The organism is Tahibacter harae, assembly GCF_024437735.1.
GTDB classification, from domain to species: domain Bacteria; phylum Pseudomonadota; class Gammaproteobacteria; order Xanthomonadales; family Rhodanobacteraceae; genus Tahibacter; species Tahibacter harae.
The window spans coordinates 1-18782 of record NZ_JANFQO010000007.1 but is presented as its reverse complement, the minus strand read 5'-3'; the positions used below and the strand labels follow the sequence as shown (position 1 = coordinate 18782).

At 68.8% G+C, this 18782-nt stretch carries 14 protein-coding genes; 4 read left to right on the top strand and 10 right to left on the bottom strand.

Annotated features, from left to right (window positions below; all coding sequences use genetic code 11):
• Positions 1-57 precede the first annotated feature (57 nt).
• The 4 genes from NM961_RS09250 to NM961_RS09235 are packed head-to-tail and all read right to left on the bottom strand — an operon-like array spanning position 58 to position 4602.
• A complete protein-coding gene (locus NM961_RS09250) occupies positions 58-1293 on the bottom strand; it encodes an AGE family epimerase/isomerase (protein ID WP_255913893.1) in 1236 nt (411 codons plus the stop codon).
• The gene (locus tag NM961_RS09245; protein ID WP_255913892.1) at positions 1290-2270 is read right to left on the bottom strand and encodes a carbohydrate kinase family protein; all 981 of its coding nucleotides are present in this window, start codon (positions 2268-2270) and stop codon (positions 1290-1292) included. Before NM961_RS09245 ends, NM961_RS09250 begins: the two co-directional genes overlap by 4 nt.
• A complete protein-coding gene (locus NM961_RS09240) occupies positions 2267-3544 on the bottom strand; it encodes a sugar MFS transporter (RefSeq protein ID WP_255913886.1) in 1278 nt (425 codons plus the stop codon). Before NM961_RS09240 ends, NM961_RS09245 begins: the two co-directional genes overlap by 4 nt.
• 20 nt (positions 3545-3564) lie before the next feature.
• Positions 3565-4602 (bottom strand): LacI family DNA-binding transcriptional regulator, encoded by a 1038-nt coding sequence (locus tag NM961_RS09235; protein ID WP_343231910.1) that lies wholly within the window; start codon positions 4600-4602, stop codon positions 3565-3567.
• A gap of 137 nt (positions 4603-4739) precedes the next feature.
• Here NM961_RS09235 and NM961_RS09230 point away from each other — a divergent pair, with 137 nt between their 5' ends.
• From NM961_RS09230 to NM961_RS09220, 3 genes are all read left to right on the top strand, one after another.
• Positions 4740-7085 carry a GH92 family glycosyl hydrolase gene (locus NM961_RS09230; protein ID WP_255913883.1) on the top strand — a complete coding sequence of 782 codons (2346 nt, stop codon included), beginning with the start codon at positions 4740-4742 and terminating at the stop codon, positions 7083-7085.
• A 130-nt stretch (positions 7086-7215) separates the two neighbouring features.
• A complete protein-coding gene (locus NM961_RS09225) occupies positions 7216-7524 on the top strand; it encodes a helix-turn-helix domain-containing protein (protein WP_255913881.1) in 309 nt (102 codons plus the stop codon).
• Positions 7521-8735, top strand: a complete 1215-nt coding sequence (locus NM961_RS09220; protein ID WP_255913878.1) for a type II toxin-antitoxin system HipA family toxin — start codon at positions 7521-7523, stop codon at positions 8733-8735. The genes NM961_RS09225 and NM961_RS09220 overlap by 4 nt, the downstream gene beginning before the upstream one ends.
• 139 nt (positions 8736-8874) lie before the next feature.
• Here the strand turns inward: NM961_RS09220 and NM961_RS09215 are convergent, their stop codons facing one another.
• The 6 genes from NM961_RS09215 to NM961_RS09190 form a co-directional block, all read right to left on the bottom strand.
• On the bottom strand, positions 8875-10002 hold the full coding sequence (locus NM961_RS09215) for an aminotransferase class I/II-fold pyridoxal phosphate-dependent enzyme (RefSeq protein WP_255913877.1): 1128 nt from the start codon (positions 10000-10002) through the stop codon (positions 8875-8877).
• A gap of 1 nt (position 10003) precedes the next feature.
• The gene (locus NM961_RS09210) at positions 10004-10342 is read right to left on the bottom strand and encodes a helix-turn-helix domain-containing protein (RefSeq protein WP_255913876.1); all 339 of its coding nucleotides are present in this window, start codon (positions 10340-10342) and stop codon (positions 10004-10006) included.
• Entirely contained in the window at positions 10311-10727 is a 417-nt protein-coding gene (locus tag NM961_RS09205; RefSeq protein WP_255913875.1) for a globin domain-containing protein, read from the bottom strand. Before NM961_RS09205 ends, NM961_RS09210 begins: the two co-directional genes overlap by 32 nt.
• Positions 10728-10807: 80 nt before the next feature.
• Positions 10808-11872: a choice-of-anchor Q domain-containing protein gene (locus tag NM961_RS09200; protein WP_255913873.1), complete on the bottom strand. Its 1065-nt coding sequence runs from the start codon at positions 11870-11872 to the stop codon at positions 10808-10810.
• Positions 11873-12260: 388 nt separating this feature from the next.
• Positions 12261-13253, bottom strand: coding sequence for a hypothetical protein (locus NM961_RS09195; protein WP_255913872.1), 993 nt, complete (start codon positions 13251-13253; stop codon positions 12261-12263).
• Between the two features lie 351 nt (positions 13254-13604).
• Positions 13605-15761 (bottom strand): winged helix-turn-helix domain-containing protein, encoded by a 2157-nt coding sequence (locus tag NM961_RS09190; protein ID WP_255913871.1) that lies wholly within the window; start codon positions 15759-15761, stop codon positions 13605-13607.
• Between the two features lie 567 nt (positions 15762-16328).
• On the opposite strand from NM961_RS09190, the gene NM961_RS09185 reads away from it, so the two are divergent.
• On the top strand, positions 16329-18782 hold a 2454-nt coding region (locus NM961_RS09185; RefSeq protein ID WP_255913870.1), incomplete at its 3' end, for a PKD domain-containing protein.

Below are 18782 nucleotides of genomic sequence, written 5' to 3'. Positions count from 1 at the left end.
CGCTCGACGATTACGAGTTGCACAGCGCGAGCGCACCATCTTGCGGGAAGGCAACCGTTATTCCGCAGCGCCTGGCATCTGTTCGCCTCGGACCTGGCCGCGCAGCACGTCAAGCACGTCGTAGCACGCGCCCATGGTGTGATAGTCGGTCTTGCCGGCCGGGCTTTTCTCGTCGCTGTACTTGCGGTTGTCGTGCGTGAGGATGCGATACCAGGCGCCGTGGGTGTGATCGACGAAGTGCTGCCAGGCATAGCGCCAGAGGCGCTGGTACCAGTTCCAGTAGACCGCATCGCCCGTGACGGCGGCCAGGCGTGCCGCGGCGGCGACGGATTCGGCCTGGACCCAGAAATACTTGTCGTCGTCGCAGATGCGGCCGTCCGGCGCGAAGCCGTAGTACAGGCCGCCATGGCGGTCGTCCCAGGCCTGGGCGACGGCGCGGTCGAACAGGCGGCGTGCGGTCGGCACCACCCAGCCGGCGGATGCGCCGCGACGGCGCAGGTGGCTGTCGAGGCTCAGCAGCAGCTTGGTCCATTCGGTCTGGTGGCCGGGCTGGAAGCCCCAGGGGCGGAACAGGTGCTTCGGGTCGTCGCGGTGGTAGTCCCAATCGATATTCCAGTCTTCGCCGTAGTGTTCCCATACCAAGCCACCGGCCAGCGCAGCCTGGCGCCGGGTGATGTGATCGGCGACGGTCAGGGCGCGCTGCAGGTATTTTTCCTCGCCGCTGGCTTCAAACGCGGCCAGCAGCGCCTCGCAGGCGTGCATGTTGGCGTTCTGGCCGCGGTAGGGCGAGAAGCGCCACTGCGCGTCCGCATCGTCGCGGTACAGGCCGGCCGCTTCGTCCCAGCAGCGGTTTTCCAGCACCTGCCAGGTTTCTTCCAGCCAGGGCGCAGCCTCGGCGATGCCGGCCTGCAGCGCGCGGGCATAAGCCAGCAGCACGAAGGCCAGGCCGTAGGTGTGATTGCTGCGGTCCTCGGCGCGGCCGTCGCGCAGCGTCCAGGCGTAGCCGCCGCTGTGCGGATCGCGGTGGAAATCGCGCAGGAATTTCAAGCCATGGCGTGCGCGCTGCAGCCATTCGGCGCTGCCGAACTCGCGCGCCGCCATGGCGTAGTTGAAGACGAAGCGGGTGCTGCTGACCAAGTGGCGGTGACGGCGTTCGTAGACGCTGCCGTCGTCGCGGAAATAGTGGAAAAAACCGCCCTCCGGATCCAGCGCCACCGGCTGGTAGAAGGCCATAGTGGCGGTGATGTGGCCGCGCAGGAAGGCCTCGCTGCGGAAATCGGGATCCGGTTTCATGCCTGCTCCTGCAGGAAATGGTCGAGTTCCGCGCGGCTGGGCATGGCGGCGAAGGCGCCGTGGCGGGTCACCGCCAGCGCACCGGCGGCGGCGGCCTGGCGCAGGGCGTTGGCGACCAATGCGCGTTCGGCCAGCAGCGCGGGCAGGTTTGCGGCGTCGGCGCCGCGGCCGGCCAGCCAGGCAAGCAGGCCGCCGACGAAAGCGTCGCCGGCGGCGGTGGTGTCCACGGCGGTGACGGGAAACGCGGCCAGGCTGCCGCTGGCCTGGCGTGTCTGCCACTGCAGCGGCGCGGCGCCGTCGGTGACGATCAGCCATTGCAGCCGTCCGCGCCACAGCCGTTCCAGCACGGCCGCTTCACTGCCCAGGCCTGCGGCCAGGTAGTCCAGTTCGTTGCGCGCCAGCTTGACCACATCCGCCTGCTGCAGCAGCTGCCACAGGCGCGGCTGCGGATCCAGCCCGGCCGGCCACAGCGCCGGGCGCAGGTTGAGATCGACGCTGACCGCGGCGCCGGCCGCGTGCGCCAGTGCGGCGGCGTGCAGCGTGGCGTCGGCCAGGGCGTCGCCGGTCAGGCTGTTGGAGCACAGGTGCAGCAGGCCGGCGCCGGTAAAGCAGTCGTTGTGGAAATGTTCCCGGGTGAACAGCAGGTCCGCCGCCGGCGGCCGGTAGAAGCTGAAGCTGCGTTCGCCGGCGGCATCCAGCGCGACGAAGGCCAGCGCCGTGCGCGCGGCGCCGGTGCGCTGCACGAAGCCGGTGCCTACGCCGGCCTGCTGCAGGCTGTGCAGCAGGAAATCGCCGAACAGGTCGGCGCCGAGCATGCCGACGAAATCGCAGTCGGCGCCCAGCCGGCGTGCGGCCACGGCCACATTCGCCGGTGCGCCGCCAGCGTATTGCAGGAAGGCGCGCGGCGCTTCCGGCGCGGTGCCGGGCTGGGCGAGGAAATCGACCAGGGCTTCGCCAAAGCAGACGATGCGGCTCATGCCTGTACCGCGCGTGCGGCGGCGGCACTGCGGCCATGCTGCCAGCCGTACCAGACGATGTAGGCATAGCAGGCCAGCGGCAGCACGAAGGCGGGCTGCAGACCGATGCGATCAGCCAGCAGCCCCTGCAGCAGCGGCACTACGGCGCCGCCGACGATGGCCATGACGAGCAGGCTGGAGCCGCGCGCGGTGAGCGGCCCCAGGCCTTGTATCCCCAGGGTGAACAGAGTGGGGAAGAGAATGGAATTGAACAGGCCCACGGCGACGATGCTCCACAGCGCGAGCTGGCCGCTGCTCAGGGTGCTGGTCAGCAGCAGGCTGGCGGCGATCGCGGCGAACAACATCAGCAGCTGCGCCGGCGCAAACACGCGCAGCAGCAGCGAGCCGCCGAAGCGGCCGAGCATGGCGCCGCCCCAGTAGTAGGAAACGTAATTGGCGGCGGCGGCTTCGCTCATCGCGCCGATCTCCGGCCGGCTGAGGTAGTTGATCAGGAAGCTGCCTATGGACACCTCGGCGCCGACGTAGACGAAGATGCCGATGATCGCCAGGCGCAGCGGCCGATGCGCCAGGGTGGCGGCATAGCCCGGCGCGGCGGCGAGGTCGCGTTCGGTGGTTTCGCCGAGCCGGGGCAGGCGGAACAGGTAGACGAACAGCGCCAGCGCGAACAGGGTCAGGCCCAGTCCCAGGTAGGGCAGCTGCACCGCCGCGGCCTGGTCGGCGCGGTAGTGGATTTGTTGTTCAGTGGACAACTGCGCAAAGGCGTCGGCGCCGAGCACGGCCACGGAAAGGATCAGCAGCCCGCCGAAGGCCGGCGCCAGGGTATGGCCCAGCGAATTCAGCGCCTGGGCCAGGGTCAGCCGGCTGCTGGCGCCGGCTTCGTCGCCGAGCAGGCTGACATAGGGGTTGGCCGCTACCTGCAGCAGGGTGATGCCGCTGGCCAGCACGAACAACGCCCCCAGGAACAGCGCATAGGACTGCAGCTGCGCCGCCGGCAGGAAGGCGAGTGCGCCCAGGCCGGCGACGATCAGCCCGGCGACCATGCCGTGGCGGTAGCCCAGCCGCGCGACCACGCGCCCGGCCGGCAGCGACATGACGAAGTACGCGCCGAAGAAGGTGAACTGGATCAGCATGGAGCGGGCGTAGTTCAGCTCGAACACGGCCTTGAGGTGCGGAATCAGCACGTCGTTGAGGCCGGTCAGGAAACCCCACAGGAAGAACACCGCGGTAGTCACGGCCAGGGCCAGGGGATGCGAAGTCGCGGCGCGTGCAGGCATGGGGGTTCCAGGCGTGGTTGTCAGGGACGGCCCGGCGCGCAGCTGCTGGCGCGCACGCGCAGCTGGACGGGGACTATGGTCTGCACGGCGATTGCCTCGCGCTGGCCCAGCCGCGCCAGCACCAGCGCCGCCGCCTGGCGGCCGCGCGCGCGCGGATCGGCGGCCAGCGTGGTCAGCGGCGGCACGCTGAGGGCGGCTTCGGGAATGTCATCGAAGCCGGTCACGGCGAAATCCACGCCGGGCCGGCGGCCGCGCGCGAGCAGGCCCAGCATCAGGCCCAGCGCGACCGCGTCGTTGTAGCAGACCGCTGCGGTCGGCGCCGGATCGCGCGCGAACAGTGCGCCGGCCTGGCCGGCGGCTTCCAGCCGCGTCGGCGCGGTTTCCACCAGCCATTGCGGCTGGACGGCGAGGCCGGCGGCGGCCAGTGCTGCGGCATAGCCTTCGCGGCGCTGGCGGCAGGAACTGGAACCGGCGTGGCCGCCGAAGAAGGCGATGCGCGTATGGCCCAGCGCGAGCAGATGTTCGGTGGCCTGGCGTGCGCCGTCGCGGTTGTCCAGGCCCAGGTGATCCCAGCCGCTGGCGGCGAGTTCGCGATTGAACACCAGCACCGGCGTATGCGCGCCCACGGCCTGGCATACGCGCCGCGCATCGCTGCCTTCGGCCGGCGACAGGATCACACCGGCCGGATCGTGTTCCATCAGCGAAGCGAGCACGGCCTGCTGGCGCTCGGCCGATTCGCCGGTGCTGCCGAGCAGGGTGACATAGCCGGCTGCGGCCAGCGCCTCGTCCACGCCGGCGGCGAATTCGGCGAAGAACGGGTTGGACAGATCGTTGATGACCAGCGCCACGCTGCTGGAGCGGCGCGAGCGCAGGCTGGCGGCGGAGCGGTTGTAGACATAGCCCAGGCGCTGGAACTCGGCCTCGACCCTGGCCCGCGTGGCCGCATTCACCAGCGGGCTGCGGCGCAGCACCAGGGACACGGTGGCGCGCGACACGCCGCAGCCGGCGGCCACGTCGGCGAGGGTGATCTTGCGGCGGCGGGCGGCGGGGTCGTTCACGAATTTAGATCGGTCCAAATTGGTGCGAGTCTGCCTGCTGCGGCTCCCGTGTGCATCCTGCGGCGCAGCAAGCCAGCATCGCGGTTGCGTGCTAAGTTCGGATTTGGACCGATCTAAATGTTCCTGGGGAGTTCGCCATGCCGCGTCCGCTGCCGCTTGCCGCCTGCCTGCTGTTGTCCGTATCCGCCAGCCTGCCGGCCGCCGCTGCGCCGGACGAGGCGGCCGGCGCAGCGGCCTTTGCCGCAGTCGATCCCTTCATAGGCACCGGCGGCGACGGCCATACCTTTCCCGGCGCGGTGGTGCCCTTCGGCATGGTGCAGCTCAGTCCCGACACCCAGATCAAGGAGCGCAAGGACGCCTACGGCTGGGCCGCCGGCTACCGCTACGACGACGACAGCATCGTCGGCTTCTCGCATACGCATTTTTCCGGCACCGGGCATTCGGACCTGGGCGATGTGCTGGTCATGCCCATCGCTGGCGAAGTGAAGCTGCAGCCCGGCGACAGCAGCCAGCCCGGCAGCGGCTACCGCTCGCGTTTCCGCCACGCCGGCGAGATCGCCGAGCCGGGCTACTACGCCGTGGACCTGGACGACTACGGCATCCGCGCCGAACTCAGCGCGAGTCCGCGCGTCGGCGTGCACCGCTACCGCTTTCCGGCGGGCAAGCCGGCGCATTTGCTGGTCGACATGCGCACCAGCCTGTACGACTACCCGGGCAAGGTGCTGTGGTCGCGCCTGCGCCTGCGGCCCGACGGCACCTTGACCGGCTTCTGCGAGACCCGCGGCTGGGCGCCGGGGCGGCAGCTGCATTTCGCCCTGCGTGTGTCCAGGCCGCTGTCCGGGCATGCGTTCCACAACACGGAAAAAGACATTCTCTACAAAGGTTTTGCGCCGCCGGCCGCGGACGACGCGACGGCGCGCGCGCAGATCGAAGGCCGCGCCCTGGTCGGCGTGCTCGATCTGGGCCTGGAGGGGCAGGGCGGCGAGGTGGTGGTCAAGGTTGCGCTGTCGCCGGTGAGCGAGGACGGCGCCATCGCCAACCTCGACGCAGAGATGCCCGGCTGGGATTTCGAACGTGTGCGCGCCGCCGCCCGCGCCCGCTGGAGCCGCGCCCTGGGCGTGTTCGAGGTCGAGGCGGATGCGGCGGTGCGCAAGTCCTTCTTCACCGCGGTGTATCACAGCCTGATGGCGCCCAGCCTGTTCATGGACGTGGACGGCCGCTACCGCGGTCCGGACAACGCCGTGCACCAGGCCGAGGGCTGGACCAATCTGTCCACGTTTTCACTTTGGGATACGTACCGTGCGCTGCATCCGCTGCTGACCCTGATCCAGCCGGAGCAATACAACGCCGACGTGGTCAATTCCCTGCTCGCGGCGCGGCGCAACAGCCCCTACGGCATACTGCCGGTCTGGGCGTTCCACGGCCTGGAGACCTGGTGCATGATCGGCTACCACGCCGTGCCGGTGATCGCCGATGCCTATATGAAAGGCATACGCGGCTTCCCCGCCGACGAGGCGCTGCAGGCCATGGTTGCCAGCGCCGAGTACGGTCCCTACGGCGGGCTGGAACACTATCGCCGCCTGGGCTACGTGCCCATAGACAAGGTCGGCGAGGCCGCCTCCAAGACCGTGGAATACGCCTTCGACGACTGGACCATCGCACGCATGGCCGAAGCCCTGGGGCGCAAGGACATCGCCGCGACCTTTACCCGCCGCGCCGCCAACTGGCGCAACGTATTCGATGCGAAGACGGGTTTCCTGCGTGCGCGCACCAGCACGGGCGAGTTCCGCGAGCCCTTCGATCCCAGCGCCAGCGGCTACGGCAGCGACTACACCGAAGGCAATGCCTGGCAGTATTCCTGGTACGTGCCGCAGGACATCGCCGGCCTGATCGCGGGCCACGGCGGCGATGCGCGCTTCGTCGCGCGACTGGACCAGGTGTTCGAGGCCAAGGTCGATCCCACGCTGTTCGCGCACATGGAAGACATCACCGGCCTGATCGGCTGGTATGCCCATGGCAATGAACCCAGCCACCACGTCGCCTATCTCTACGCCTACGCCGGCCAGCCCTGGCGCACCCAGGAGCGCCTGGGCCAGATCCTGCGCAGCCAGTTCGCACCGACGCCGCAGGGTCTGGTCGGCAACGACGACCTGGGCCAGATGTCGGCGTGGTACGTGTTCACCGCGCTGGGCTTCTATCCGGTCGCGCCGGCCAGCAACGAATACGTCATAGGCCGTCCCTTCCTGCGCCGCGCCGTGCTGCATCTTCCCAATGGCAAGAAATTTACCGTCGTTGCCGACGAGCTGGACGAAGCGCATCCCTATGTCGGTGCGGTGAGTCTCGACGGCAAGGCCCTGGACTGCAGCGTCATCACCCACGCCCAGATCCTGGCCGGCGGCGAGCTGCGCTTCCGCATGCAGGCCACGCCGGACAAGCGTCGCGGCGCGGGCAAGGCGGGCAGGCCGTTTTCGATGAGCCGGTAGGGGGCGGGATTTGATGTCGGGGACCTGACCGCGTGGCATTTCCTGCGCCGTCCTGCCGAATCCCGAATCCCAGGTTAATGTCCGCTATAATGGCCACTATCTCTCGTTTTACTCATTAAAGTTTGATCTGATGGACTTTAAGCTGGCCACTTCCGCGGAGATCCTGGAACAGCTCGGCAGCCGCCTGCGCGAGCAGCGCCTGTTGCAAGGGCTTGCGCAGCAGGATCTGGCCGCCATGGCCGGCGTTTCCCGCGGCGCGCTGCGCAATCTGGAACTGAACAGCGGCGCCAGTTCGCTGGAAACCCTGGTGCGTGTAGTCCAGGCGCTGGGACTGGCGGGCGAGCTGCAACCGCTGTTCGCGCTGCAGCGGCGATCCATCGCCGAGCTGGAGCGCACCCGGACGCTGCGCCAGCGCGCACCGCGGCGGCGGCCGGTATGAAGAAGCTCCAGGTCCGCTATTGCGGCTGGGGCGAGGACTGGCCGCTGGGCACGCTGGCCGAAACCCGCGATACGCTGCTGTTCGAGTACTCGCCTGAAGCACTGGCCCAGGGGCTGGAGCTTTCGCCCTACAGCCTGAGCCTGCGATCGCAGAGCTTTGCCGATTTTCCCCGCTTCCAACAGCGTTTGCCGGGCCTGATTGCCGATGCGCTGCCCGACGGCTGGGGCATGCTGCTGATGGATCGGCTGTTCCGCCAGCACGGCATCGCGGCGACAGCGCTGAGCCGGCTTGCCTTCATCGGCACCCGGGCCATGGGCGCGCTGTCCTTCGTGCCGGCGCAGGAATGGGAGGCGCCGGCGGAGGAACTGGACCTGCTCGCGCTGGCGCGCGAATCCCAGGCCGTGCTGGCCGGCGAAGGCAGCGCCGACCTGCTCGCCCTGGCCCTGGCCGGCGGCTCGCCGCAGGGGGCCCGTCCCAAGGCCCTGCTGCAGGTGGACCCGGCCAGCGGCGCGGTCGCCCAGACCGGATTCGCCGGCAGCCAGCCCTGGCTGGTCAAGTTCCAGGCCCGCGGCGAACACAAGGAAGTCTGCGCCGTGGAACATTGCTATGCCGCGCTGGCCCGCGCCTGTGGCATAGAGATGCCGCAGACAGCCTATTTCGATCTGGCGCCGCGCCAGGCCGCCTTCGGCATAGCGCGCTTCGACCGCGAAGCCGGCCTGCGTGTGCCCATGCACAGTGTCGCCGGGCTACTGCAGCTGGATTTCCGCCTGCCCGCGCTGGACTACACCAGCTTCCTGCGCGCTACCCGCCTGCTGACCCGCGACGAACGCGAAGTGGCCAAGGCCTATGCCCGCGCCGTGTTCAACGTGATCTTCCATAACCGTGACGATCACGCGAAGAATTTCGCCTACCGCTTGGGCCGCGACCGGCGCTGGCGTCTCGCGCCCGGTTATGACCTGACCTATAGCGAAGGTCCTGGCGGTCAGCACCAGACGGATATTTGCGGTGTGGCGACACAGGTCAGCCGCGAGCATCTGTTCGAGCTTGCGCGTCAGGGCGGCGTGGAGCGGCAATTCGCCGAGGAAACCCTGGAACTTCAATTGGAACAGGCCGGCCGTTTCCGCGCGCAGGCGGCAGATCACGCGATCCGTGCGGCGACGGTGCGACAGATTGCGCGGGCGATCGAGGCCAACCGGCTTGGCCTCGCCTGACTCGCCACCGCGGTTTGACGATGAGCCTCTGGCAGGAGGGCGGACGTTCGCTGCCATGCGTTCCGGCAGCACGATTCCCCGCTGCACAGGACGCCGGCAAGGCTTCGCCTCGATTGACCGCGTGCCGGCGACGGTGAAGTCACCGCCGCAGGAACGCTTCCCACACCGCCAGCCCCTGCGCCGTGTGATCGCGTCCGAAGCCGACGCGGAAGCGGTCGGTGGGCACCGGTGCCAGTGCCGACTGATACAGCGACGCGGGCAGCAGCAGGATGCCGGCCTGTTCGACCAGTTCGCGGCAATGGTTTTCCACGCCGTCGGCGCCGCGGTAGCGCACGAAGGCGGTGCAGCCGCCGTCGGGGCGCCGCCAGTCGTAGCGGTCGGCGTGGCGGGCGAAGAACTGGTCCAGCAGCTGCAGGTTGGCGGCGCAACGTTCGCGGTTGCGGGCGACCAGCGTTTCGCGGTTGCCGAGCGCGATGCGCGCGAGCAGTTCCGAAGGCGCGGCATTGCAGATCGACAGGTAGTGCTTCATGCGCTCCAGCCGCGCCAGTAGTGCGCGGTCGCGCGAGGCGATCCAGCCTATGCGCAGGCCGGGCAGGCCGTAGGCCTTGGACAGCACATTGAGCGACAGCGCGCGCTCGTAGCAATCGGCCGCCTGGGGCAGGCGCCGGGCCGCATCGTGTTCCAGGCCGTGGTAGACCTCGTCGCTGAAGAAATGGATGCCGCGCTCGGCGCAGAGCGCGATCAGGCCGGCGAAAATATCCGCATCGGCGATGGCGCCGGTGGGGTTGTTGGGAAAGTTCACCGCGATCAGGCGCGTATTCGGCCGCAGGCGGCGGCGCACGTCGTCCAGGTCCGGCTGCCAGCGGTTTTCCGGCCGCAGCGGGATGGCCTCGACCTGGCACACCGATGCCGGCACGGTTTCCATGGACTGGTAGTTGGGCACGGTCACCAGGGCGTGGTCGTCCGGCCCCAGCAAGGCGAGCAGGGCGCAGTACAGGCCTTCCTCGGCGCCGGCGAAGCAAAGCACATCTTCGGCCTGTACGGTGGCATAGCTTGCGGCGATGGCCTGGCGCAGCGCCGGCGTGCCCCAGGTCTCGATATAGCCCAGCTGCAGCGCTTCCCAGTCGGCGCGCTCGTCCGGCGCGGCCATTTCCAGCAGCGCGGCCAGCGACAGGGTCTGCATGTCGCTGGCGGCCATGTTGTAGCGTGCGGCGAATTCCCAGCGCGAGAAATGCGTTTCCAGGCGGAAGTCCGGCAGGGTGCTCATGTCATGCTCCGGCGCTGTGCGCCTGTTTCAGGTCGTTGTAGACGGAAGCGTGCGAAGCGCCGAGCAGTCCGGCCAGATGCTCGGCCGCATGGCGTGTAGCGAACAGGCTGGCGGCATAAAGCTTGGCGACGGGCTGCACTTTTTCCTTGCGCGTCAGCGCCGCGGCGGACAGATCGCGCGGCCAGCCAGTGTGCGCAGGCCGCGATCCGTGATGCTGCATGGACGAAGGGGGCCGTGCTGCGACCAGCGAAATTCCGCATCGCCCATCACCAAAAAATCGAATCCCGAATCCCAAATCCCGAATCGAATCATGAACCCCGCCGCTCGTCCCCAGCAGCAATCATCGCCTCCGCCAGATCGCCGTACAGCGTCGCCCAGGCTTCCTCGACTTCCGGCGTGAATGCATCGCCAAGGAATTCGCGCAGCGTCACCAGCAGGGCGCTGCCGACATCGTCGTAGTCGTCTTCGCTTACGCCATAGCCGGCATGGCGGCGGCCGAGTTCGGCGAACTCCTGCTGCAGCCGCGCCTGCGCATCCAGGCCACCCACGATGCTGGCCAGCATATCGACCAGCTTGCGCACCTGGGCGTCGAGGTCGGGCGGGAACAGGCGGCGCGCGTCCGGCCGCTGGGCGAACAGCAGCGCATAGAAGCGTGTGCCGAAGGCAAGGGGATCAGTCAGCCGGGCGTGGCTTTCGCGCACGCGGCGGATATCGGGTTCATGCATGCCGGTAGTGCTCCTGATTGGCGCGATCCCGCACTGTTCCCGCCCGCCTGGCAGCAGCGGGCGAGGTCGCGGCCGGTGTTTCAGGGCAGGATATCGCGGAAGATTTCATCGCCGGTATAGATGCCTTCATGGGCGCCGATATCCGGTGCATTGCCCTGCAGCCGTGGTTTTCCGTCGACATCGAAATTGCTGGCGCCGCCGGAGACCTCGGCTCGCCCGCTATTGAGTAGCGGCGAACCACTGCGTGGGCCGGGGTTGCCGAAGGCGACGAAGCCCGGGTCGCCGAAGCTGCTGCCATCCGCCGCGACGGTGCCGTTGAGCATGCCGTAGCGTACATGGCTCAGGGTGACGGAGCCGCTGCCGTTGTTGTTGATATCGAAAAATGCGTCGTTGCCGCGGTTGCCCCAAACCACGCTGTTGTCCACATGCACCCGGCATGGGGCGTTGCAATTGACATACAGACCGCCGGGATTGCCGCCCAGCCGCGCGACGTTGGCGGTGATGCTGAGGTGATTCAGGTGGGTGATGCCGCCGCTGCTGTCGACATTGATGCCGCCGGTGCGCAGGCCCTTGCCACCCCGCACCACGCTATTGCGCACAGTCGCCACGCCGCCGCTGTTGACCAGCAGGAGGCTGCCGCTATAGCTGCTGGAAGTGCAGCCTTCCAGGCGCACCCGTTCCACCGTCGTGGTATTGGTGGCGCTTACGCTGCCGTGCAGGCAGGCTCCTTCGCCGCCGTCAGGCGAGTTGAAGGTGAAATCGCTGATGTTCACTGCGCCGTAGCTGCCGCTGACCGGCAGACTGAATTTCAGCGCAGTACCGCCCGCGCCGCCGAGGATCAGCGTGCCGCTGGCGCCGATGGTTTTGTCGGTGCAACTGTTGGCGGCGCCACTCCAGCCGCCGGAGACATCGACGATACGGTTGGTGGTGTTCAGGCTCAGGCTGAAACCGCTGCTGCCGGCCGGGGGCGCGTAGGTACCGCGGCGGACCTTGATCAGGATCAGATTGTCTAACCCGGCGTTGACGGATTGCAGCGCGCTGGCCAACTGCTGCGAGTTGCTCACGCATAGCGTGGTCAGGGCGGAGCTGAGACCGGGGGCGGCCAGCAGGACCAGCAGGACCAGGGAGCGGAGCGTGGGAAACATGGGTGTCCTTGAAATGCGTGAAGTGGCTGCCGGCGAGGCGGGGCCAGGTGCCTGAACCGGCAAACCTGGGTGTCCTCGAATGGCTTCCTCGAATGGCTCGATTCGTGGGTGTCCTCGAAACCGGCCCGCCGGGCTGGTTCGAGTTCAGCCTGGCGGATGTCCCGGGTGACTGCCTGACGGGCGGCCTACGATTGCTTTCCGCCAGGATTATTTCTCTCGCAATCAAGATCTTTGGCCGGTTTTCCTGGTGTTCGCCGACGAGCCCCCACGAGTCCTGGCGGTGGACAGGGCCGGCTCCGTGCGCATTTCCGCCGTGGGCCTGGCCCTCCGGGGGCGGCACTGCGCCGTCGTCCTTGTCCCGCAGCAGCGGCCCGCCGGCAGCGCCGCCTCAGGGCAGGATGTCGCGGAAGATCTCGTCGCCGGTGTACGCGCCTTCGTAGGCGCCGATATCGGCCAAGTTGTCCTGTACGCGGGGCCGGCCGTCGACGTCGAACGTGCCCGGGCCGCCACTGACATTGCCCAGCGCCTTGTTGATCAGCGAGGAATCGGCGCGCAGTCCCGGATTGCCCGGTGCGACCAGGCCGGGGTCGCCTATGCGGTTGTTGCTCTGTATGGCGTTGCCGTTCAGTACGCCGAAATGGACGTAGCCGACGGCGAAATAACCGCTGCCGGTGCTGTCGATGTCGTTGTAGCCGTTCAGTCCCGTGTTGCCGTAGACCAGGCTGTTGGTGAGATGGACCTGGGCCGGCCCCATGGTGTTGACGAACAGCCCGCCGGGATTGAGACCCTGGCGCGCGCGATTGGCGGTGATGCTGACATGGTTCAGCCGGGTCAGGCCGCCGTCGCTGGTGACATAGACGCCGCCAGTGAGCGAGCCCACGCCGCCGCGCACCACCGTATTGCGCACGATGATCTCGCCGCCGCTGTTGATCAGCACGATGCTGCCGGTATTGCCGCTGGGCGCGACGCAGCGTTCGAAGTGCGTGCGCTCGATCACCAGCCGGTTGGTGCTGTTGACGTTGCCGCGCAGGCAGGCGCTGCTGCCGCCGTTCGGCGCGGTGAAGGTCAGGTCGCTGACGCTCACGGTGCTGTTGCTGCTGCCCACCGGCAGATCCAGCTTCAGTGCGCCGCCGCCGGTGTCGCCGAGGATCCAGGTGCCGCCGGCGCCGAGGTTCTTGTCGGTGCAACTGCTGCCGTCGCCGGTCCAGCCGCCGGAGATCTCCACGATGCGGCCGTTGATGTTCATGTTGAAGCTCATGCTGAAACCGCCGCTGCCGGCGGGCGGCGCATAGGTGCCGCGGCGCAGCTTGATGAGGATGAGATTGTCCGCGCCGCCGTTGACCGACTGCAGGGCGCTGGCCAGCTGTTGTGAGTTGCTCACGCATAGCGTGGTCAGGGCCGAACTGAGGCCCGGGGCGGCCAGCAGGCCGAGCAGGACCAGAGCGCGGAGCGGATTGCGGAAAGTGGGTGTCCTCGAATCGCTCGAATCGCTGCGGAGCGGGCTGCGGAACATGGGTGTCCTCGAATCGGGCTGATGGGCGCGGGATTCGGGGCGGGTACGGCGAGGGCTGTCCTGCAGGCCGGAACGAACCAGGGAGCGAAGCGTGCGAAACATGGGTGTCCTCGAATGGACCCGCAGGGGCGGGGTTCGAGGCAAGCGTGGCGGAGGCGGTCGATGGTTGCCTGACGGCCAGCCCATGATTTCTTGCCGGCAGAATTATTTCGTTTGCCGTCAGTGACTTTTGTGGGCAGCGCCGGTGCGGGCGGTGAGTTCCAGGCGGGCCGCGGCGGCGGCCAGCGGCGGGTAGGGCGGATCCAGGGCGCGTTCCGGGGCCACAGTCTGGCCCAGTTCGGCGGCGAGCAGACGGGCCTCGTCGGCGTAGGCGGCTTCCAGGGCGCCGCGCTGGCGCGCCAGCTCCAGCTCGCGCTTCGCCGTGGCGCGGTCGCCGCGGTTCAGTGCCAGGCGCGCGGCGAGCAGGGCCGGGGCCACATCGAGTTCTTCCTGCGGCACCGCCGCCGTGTCGATATCCGGCAGCAGGCGCGCGCCGATCAGCACGACCAGGCCGGTCAGCTTGCTCGCTCCGGTGCGCCCGGCCGCGGCGACGGCGCGCTGGAATTCGCGGCGCGCCCCGGCCATATCGCCGTCGACGGCATGCAGCTGGGTCAGCAGCAGGGACAGGTCGATCTCGTCGGTGACCCAGCGCGCCTCGACCATGCCGACGCGGGCGCGTTCGAACTGGGCGATGGCGGCGGCGTGGTCGCCCTGGAGCATGGCGGCCAGGCCGGCGTTCGCGTACGAGCGGTTGCCGATGTCGCTGCGGCCGTCGCGCTGGGCCAGGCCGGCGGCGCGCTCCCAGTCGCGCTGCGCCGCGGCCAGGTCGCGCCGGCTCCAGGCGATGCGGCCGCTGAGATAGGCATAGGCGGCTTCGTCGCTGCCACGCGGCAGGCTGTCCAGCACGGCCTGGGCACCGGCCACGTCGCCGAAGGCGGCGCGGTCGGCCAGGGCCATTTCCAATTTGCGGTTGCCCAGGGCGCGGATCTCGATCTGGCGGATCTCCGCCAGTGCCGCCTCGCGCAGCCCCTGATAGTTCTTCAGATGCGCCCGCGCCAGATGCATGCGCCAGGCCTGCGGCCGCAGGTCCAGCACGGCGCCGGCGTAGCGGATGATGTCCTGCGGATTGCCGCTGCGCTCGGCCTCGGTATAGCGCAGCATGGCATTGACATAGGTGTCCTGCAGCGGGGCGGCGCGCTCGCGTGCCCGCGCCAGCCAGATATCGGCGTTGCCGGTGTCGCCGGCGCCGACCGACCACAGCGCGAGGATCAGCGGCGGCCAGGGCGTGCGCGGATCGCTGTCGGCCAGGGTTTCCAGCACGGCGCGGCCGCGCGGGCGGTCGCCGTTGTTGTCGTGGCGCACGGCCTCGGCCAGCAGGTGCGCGCTGTCTGCATGGGCCGCGTGCAGATCGGCCTGGCCGATGCCGTAGCCCTCGTCAATCAGGCCGGCGTCGCCGCGCAGCAGCGGCAAGATGGTGAAGACGGCCAGGACCAGGAGCAGCAGCGCGGCGATGGCGAACCGGCGACGGCGGGAGCGGAACGGCTGCGCCTCGGCCGGCGCCGGCTGCGTTGCTGTCGGCGTCGGCGCTGTCGCTGCGGCGCTGCGGTCGGCAAGCGCCGGCTGCGCGGCCGCGGTTGCGGCGGAAATTGTCGCGACAGGCACCGATGCCGGGTTCTGGCTCGGCACAGATGCAGCAGGCGGTGCAGTGGCGGCAGGCGATGCCGGGGCGACACCAGATCCCGCAGCAATGGCCTGCGCTGCCGCGACTGCCGGCGCCGCAGGGGAAACGGCCGCGGGCGCGCCAACAGGCACAGACGCGGCTGCGGGTGTGGACACAGGCACGGCCGCCATCGGCGCAGATATCGGCGCAGCCTCGCCGTTGATCGACACGGACGCCGCCGCTGCCGCCTCGCCGTTGACCCGCCCCGCTGCCGCCAGCGCCGCCTCACCCACAACCTCCGCGCTGCCCGCCATCACCACGCCCGGCAGCGGCGCCGGCTCGCAGATCACTTCGGCGTCGAAGCGTATGCCCACGCCGCGCAGGGTGACGATGCGCTCGCCCTGGGCGCCGAGCACGGCGCGGGCGCGGAAGATGGCCTGGGTCAGGGCCTCGTCGGAAACGATCTGGCCGCCGGGCCAGAGCCGCGCGCTGAGTTCGTCGCGGGTGAGCACGCGGCCGGGCATGGCGCACAGGGTCAGCAGCAGGTCGAAGGCGCGGCGCGAGGCGGCGCGTTCGCGCTGGCCGACGAAGATGCGCCGGCCCTGGGGTTCGATGACCACGTCGGCGAAGCGGTAGCGCACGCTGTCGCCGGCCTGCGGCCGCGCCATTGCCTGCATGGAGGTCCTGACCTGCGGGTAGGGGACAAGAATAACCCAGGCCGCTCGGGCTCGTCAGCGCATCGCAGCCGCGATGCGGGTCCTGGCCAGGCAAGACAAGCCGCTGTTCGGCAACGAAATAAATCGCTAGCCCCGGTTCAGCTGGCGGGCCAGGGCAAGGTTCTGCCCGGCCGCCGCCGCAGGAGGGGCCGTACCTCGGTTGCGCCCGCCCCGCACTCCGCCTTGCGCCGCCCGCTGCGCCCGGGATGCTCCGCCGTACGGCTCAGCCGCAAGGCAGCGCCGGACAAGCGGCCGGCACAGGCATTTTTCCGTACAGCCGCCGCTCGCCGCGCCGGCCCGCCGCCGGTTTCATTACGGAAATAAATAACTAGCCGCAATCAACGGCTTGCAGGACCAGCGCAGGAAAAATTTATTTGCCGACGTCTTTTCCGCCAGGGCCGGTCATGATCGAAAAGCCTGGCCCCCGCCCTGACACGGCGCGGCCGTCCGCTACGGGGAGTGGCGTTCGCGCCGGCGAGGTGACGCAGGCATTCCTGATCGAGAAACGACTTTGGAGGGAGAAGTTTCATGCATCGCCACGCGCCTGCGCCTCGCCGCTTCGAGCGGCTGCGCCAACTCACCACCGCACGCCTGCTGCAGCCGTTGCTGCTGGGCCTGCTCACCGCCGGCTCGGCGTTCGCCGTACAGCCGCCGATAGAAACCGGCGGCGCCCGCGTCGGCCCGGTCCGGGCCTTCCTGGCGCCGGAACTGGCCGTACAGCCGGAACTGGAAGCCACCATCCAGCTCACCGCGCGCATGAGCCAGCACAGCGCCGCCGCCGACTTCCTCGGCCGCAATCCCGGCCAGTGGGAAATGCGCTGGGACCGCCGCGCCGACCGCCCCGACCTGATCCAGGGCTCGGGCATCGCGCTGATTCCCGGCCGCGGCAATTCGCTGAGCCTGGAGCAACTGGGCCTGGCGCGCAGCGAGACGGTCGACCTGGCCGTGGTCGAGGCACGCCTGCTCGACTTCATCGCCAAGAACGGCGACCTGCTCAAGACCGACGGGCTTGAATTCCAGCTCGACACCGAAGCCAGCATCGGCTACGGCGAAGGCAACAGCCATTGGTTCGTGGAGTTCGCCCAATCCAAGAACGGCGTGCGCGTGCGCGGCGCCAACCTGTTCTTCCGCATCTCCAACGGCAACATCGTCCAGTTCGGCAGCCACATGGTCGCGCCGGTGAAGACCGACACCCTCGCCGTGTCCGACCGCGCCAAGGCCTTCGAGCTGGCGCGGCAGGAACTGGGCTTCGGCGCCGACGTGCGCATCAGCCAGACCATCAACCGCGGTGAACTGCTGCTGCTGCCCTATGCCAGCGACGGCCGTTCCGCCGGCGACGGCTATTCCGGCGTGGACGGCGAAGGCTACGAGCACCGCCTGGCCTGGCGCTTCGTGTTCCGCAACTTCGGCGACAAGGCCATCTACGATCTGCTCGTCGACGCCAAGACCAACCGCGTCATTGAAGTGCGCGACCAGACCCTGTACGCCGCGGCCACGGTCGACGGCGGCGTGTTCCTGGGCCTGAACACCGGTCCGGAAACGATAGTGCCGCTGCCGTTCGCGGCGGTGACCAACGGCACCGCCAAGGTCACCGACGCGCTGGGCATCTACGACTATTCCAGCGGCACGGCGACCACGGCGCTGGACGGCAAGTATTTCCGCATGTCCGATTCCTGCGGCTCGATCTCGCTGTCCAATTCCACCGACGGCAACCTGCACCTGGGCACGGACACCGGCACCGACTGCGGCAATACCAGCGCCCCGGGCGGCGCCGGCAACACCCGCGCCTCGCGCACCGGCTTCTATTACCTGACCAGGATCAACCGCAAGGCGGCGACCTTCCTGCCCAGCAATTCGTGGATCGCCTCCAAGGTGACCGCGAACATGAACGTCAACGACGTCTGCAATGCGACCTGGGGCGGCAGCTCGGCCAATTTCTACAAATCCGGCACGCATCCGTCGGACTCCACCATCACCTGCGCCAACACCGGCGAAATCCCTGCGGTGTTCCTGCACGAGTGGGGCCATGGCATGGACCAGAACAGCGGCGGCGCCGCTTCGGAATACGGCAGCGGCGAGGCGGTTGGCGATACCTTCGCCTTCCTCGAAACCAAGGACGCCTGCATCGGCAACGGCTTCTTCACCGGCCGCAACGGCTGCACCAACTGCCGCTCCACCTGTACCGGCGTACGCGACCTGTTCGCCTTCAGCCTGCAGGGCGCGGCCACCATCGCCAAGCCGTCCAACGTTACCGCCGACGCCGGCCTGAACTGCGACCGCCTGGCCTGCCCCTACCTGGTCAACGGCATTTCGCCCTACCAGGGCCCGATGGGCTATGAAGGCCATTGCGAGTCGTATATCGCCAGTACCGCGAACTGGGATCTGGCCCAGTCCCTGGTCGGCGCGCACGGCTCCAGCGCCGGCTGGGCGCAGATGGACAAGATCTGGTATGCCAGCCTGACCACGTCCAAGAGCGCCTATCGCGTCGCTTCCGGCGGCAAGTGCAATGCGGCTGCCAGCGTCGACGGCTGCGGTTCCAACAACTGGTATACGGTGTACCTGGCCGCCGACGACGATGACGGCAACCTGGCCAACGGCACGCCGAACGCCTGCCGCATCTGGGATGCGTTCAACGTTCACGGCATCGCCTGCGGCACGCGGCCGGCCTGCTCGGGCGGCACCACCAACGTGCCGCCGGTGGCGAACTTCAGCAGCAGCACCAGCGGCCTGACGGCGAACTTCACCGACAGCTCCACTGATTCCGACGGCAGCATCGTCTCGCGCAGCTGGAACTTCGGCGACGGCGGCACGTCCACCGCGGCCAGCCCCAGCCACACCTATGCCGCGGCCGGTACCTACACGGTCACGCTGACGGTCACCGACGATGACGGCGCGACCAATACCAAGACCAGCACGGTCACGGTGTCCACGGGCCCGGCCAACGTGGCCCCGGTGGCGAACTTCAGCAGCAGCACCAGCGGC

Excerpts from the sequence above, each read along its gene's own strand:
- NM961_RS09250 (WP_255913893.1), bottom strand. The coding sequence starts at position 1,293 with ATGAAACCGGATCCCGATTTCCGCAGCGAGGCCTTCCTGCGCGGCCAC.
- NM961_RS09245 (WP_255913892.1), bottom strand. The coding sequence starts at position 2,270 with ATGAGCCGCATCGTCTGCTTTGGCGAAGCCCTGGTCGATTTCCTCGCC.
- NM961_RS09240 (WP_255913886.1), bottom strand. The coding sequence starts at position 3,544 with ATGCCTGCACGCGCCGCGACTTCGCATCCCCTGGCCCTGGCCGTGACT.
- NM961_RS09230 (WP_255913883.1), top strand. The coding sequence starts at position 4,740 with ATGCCGCGTCCGCTGCCGCTTGCCGCCTGCCTGCTGTTGTCCGTATCC.
- NM961_RS09225 (WP_255913881.1), top strand. The coding sequence starts at position 7,216 with ATGGACTTTAAGCTGGCCACTTCCGCGGAGATCCTGGAACAGCTCGGC.
- NM961_RS09220 (WP_255913878.1), top strand. The coding sequence starts at position 7,521 with ATGAAGAAGCTCCAGGTCCGCTATTGCGGCTGGGGCGAGGACTGGCCG.
- NM961_RS09215 (WP_255913877.1), bottom strand. The coding sequence starts at position 10,002 with ATGAGCACCCTGCCGGACTTCCGCCTGGAAACGCATTTCTCGCGCTGG.
- NM961_RS09205 (WP_255913875.1), bottom strand. The coding sequence starts at position 10,727 with ATGCATGAACCCGATATCCGCCGCGTGCGCGAAAGCCACGCCCGGCTG.
- NM961_RS09200 (WP_255913873.1), bottom strand. The coding sequence starts at position 11,872 with ATGTTTCCCACGCTCCGCTCCCTGGTCCTGCTGGTCCTGCTGGCCGCC.
- NM961_RS09190 (WP_255913871.1), bottom strand. The coding sequence starts at position 15,761 with ATGCAGGCAATGGCGCGGCCGCAGGCCGGCGACAGCGTGCGCTACCGC.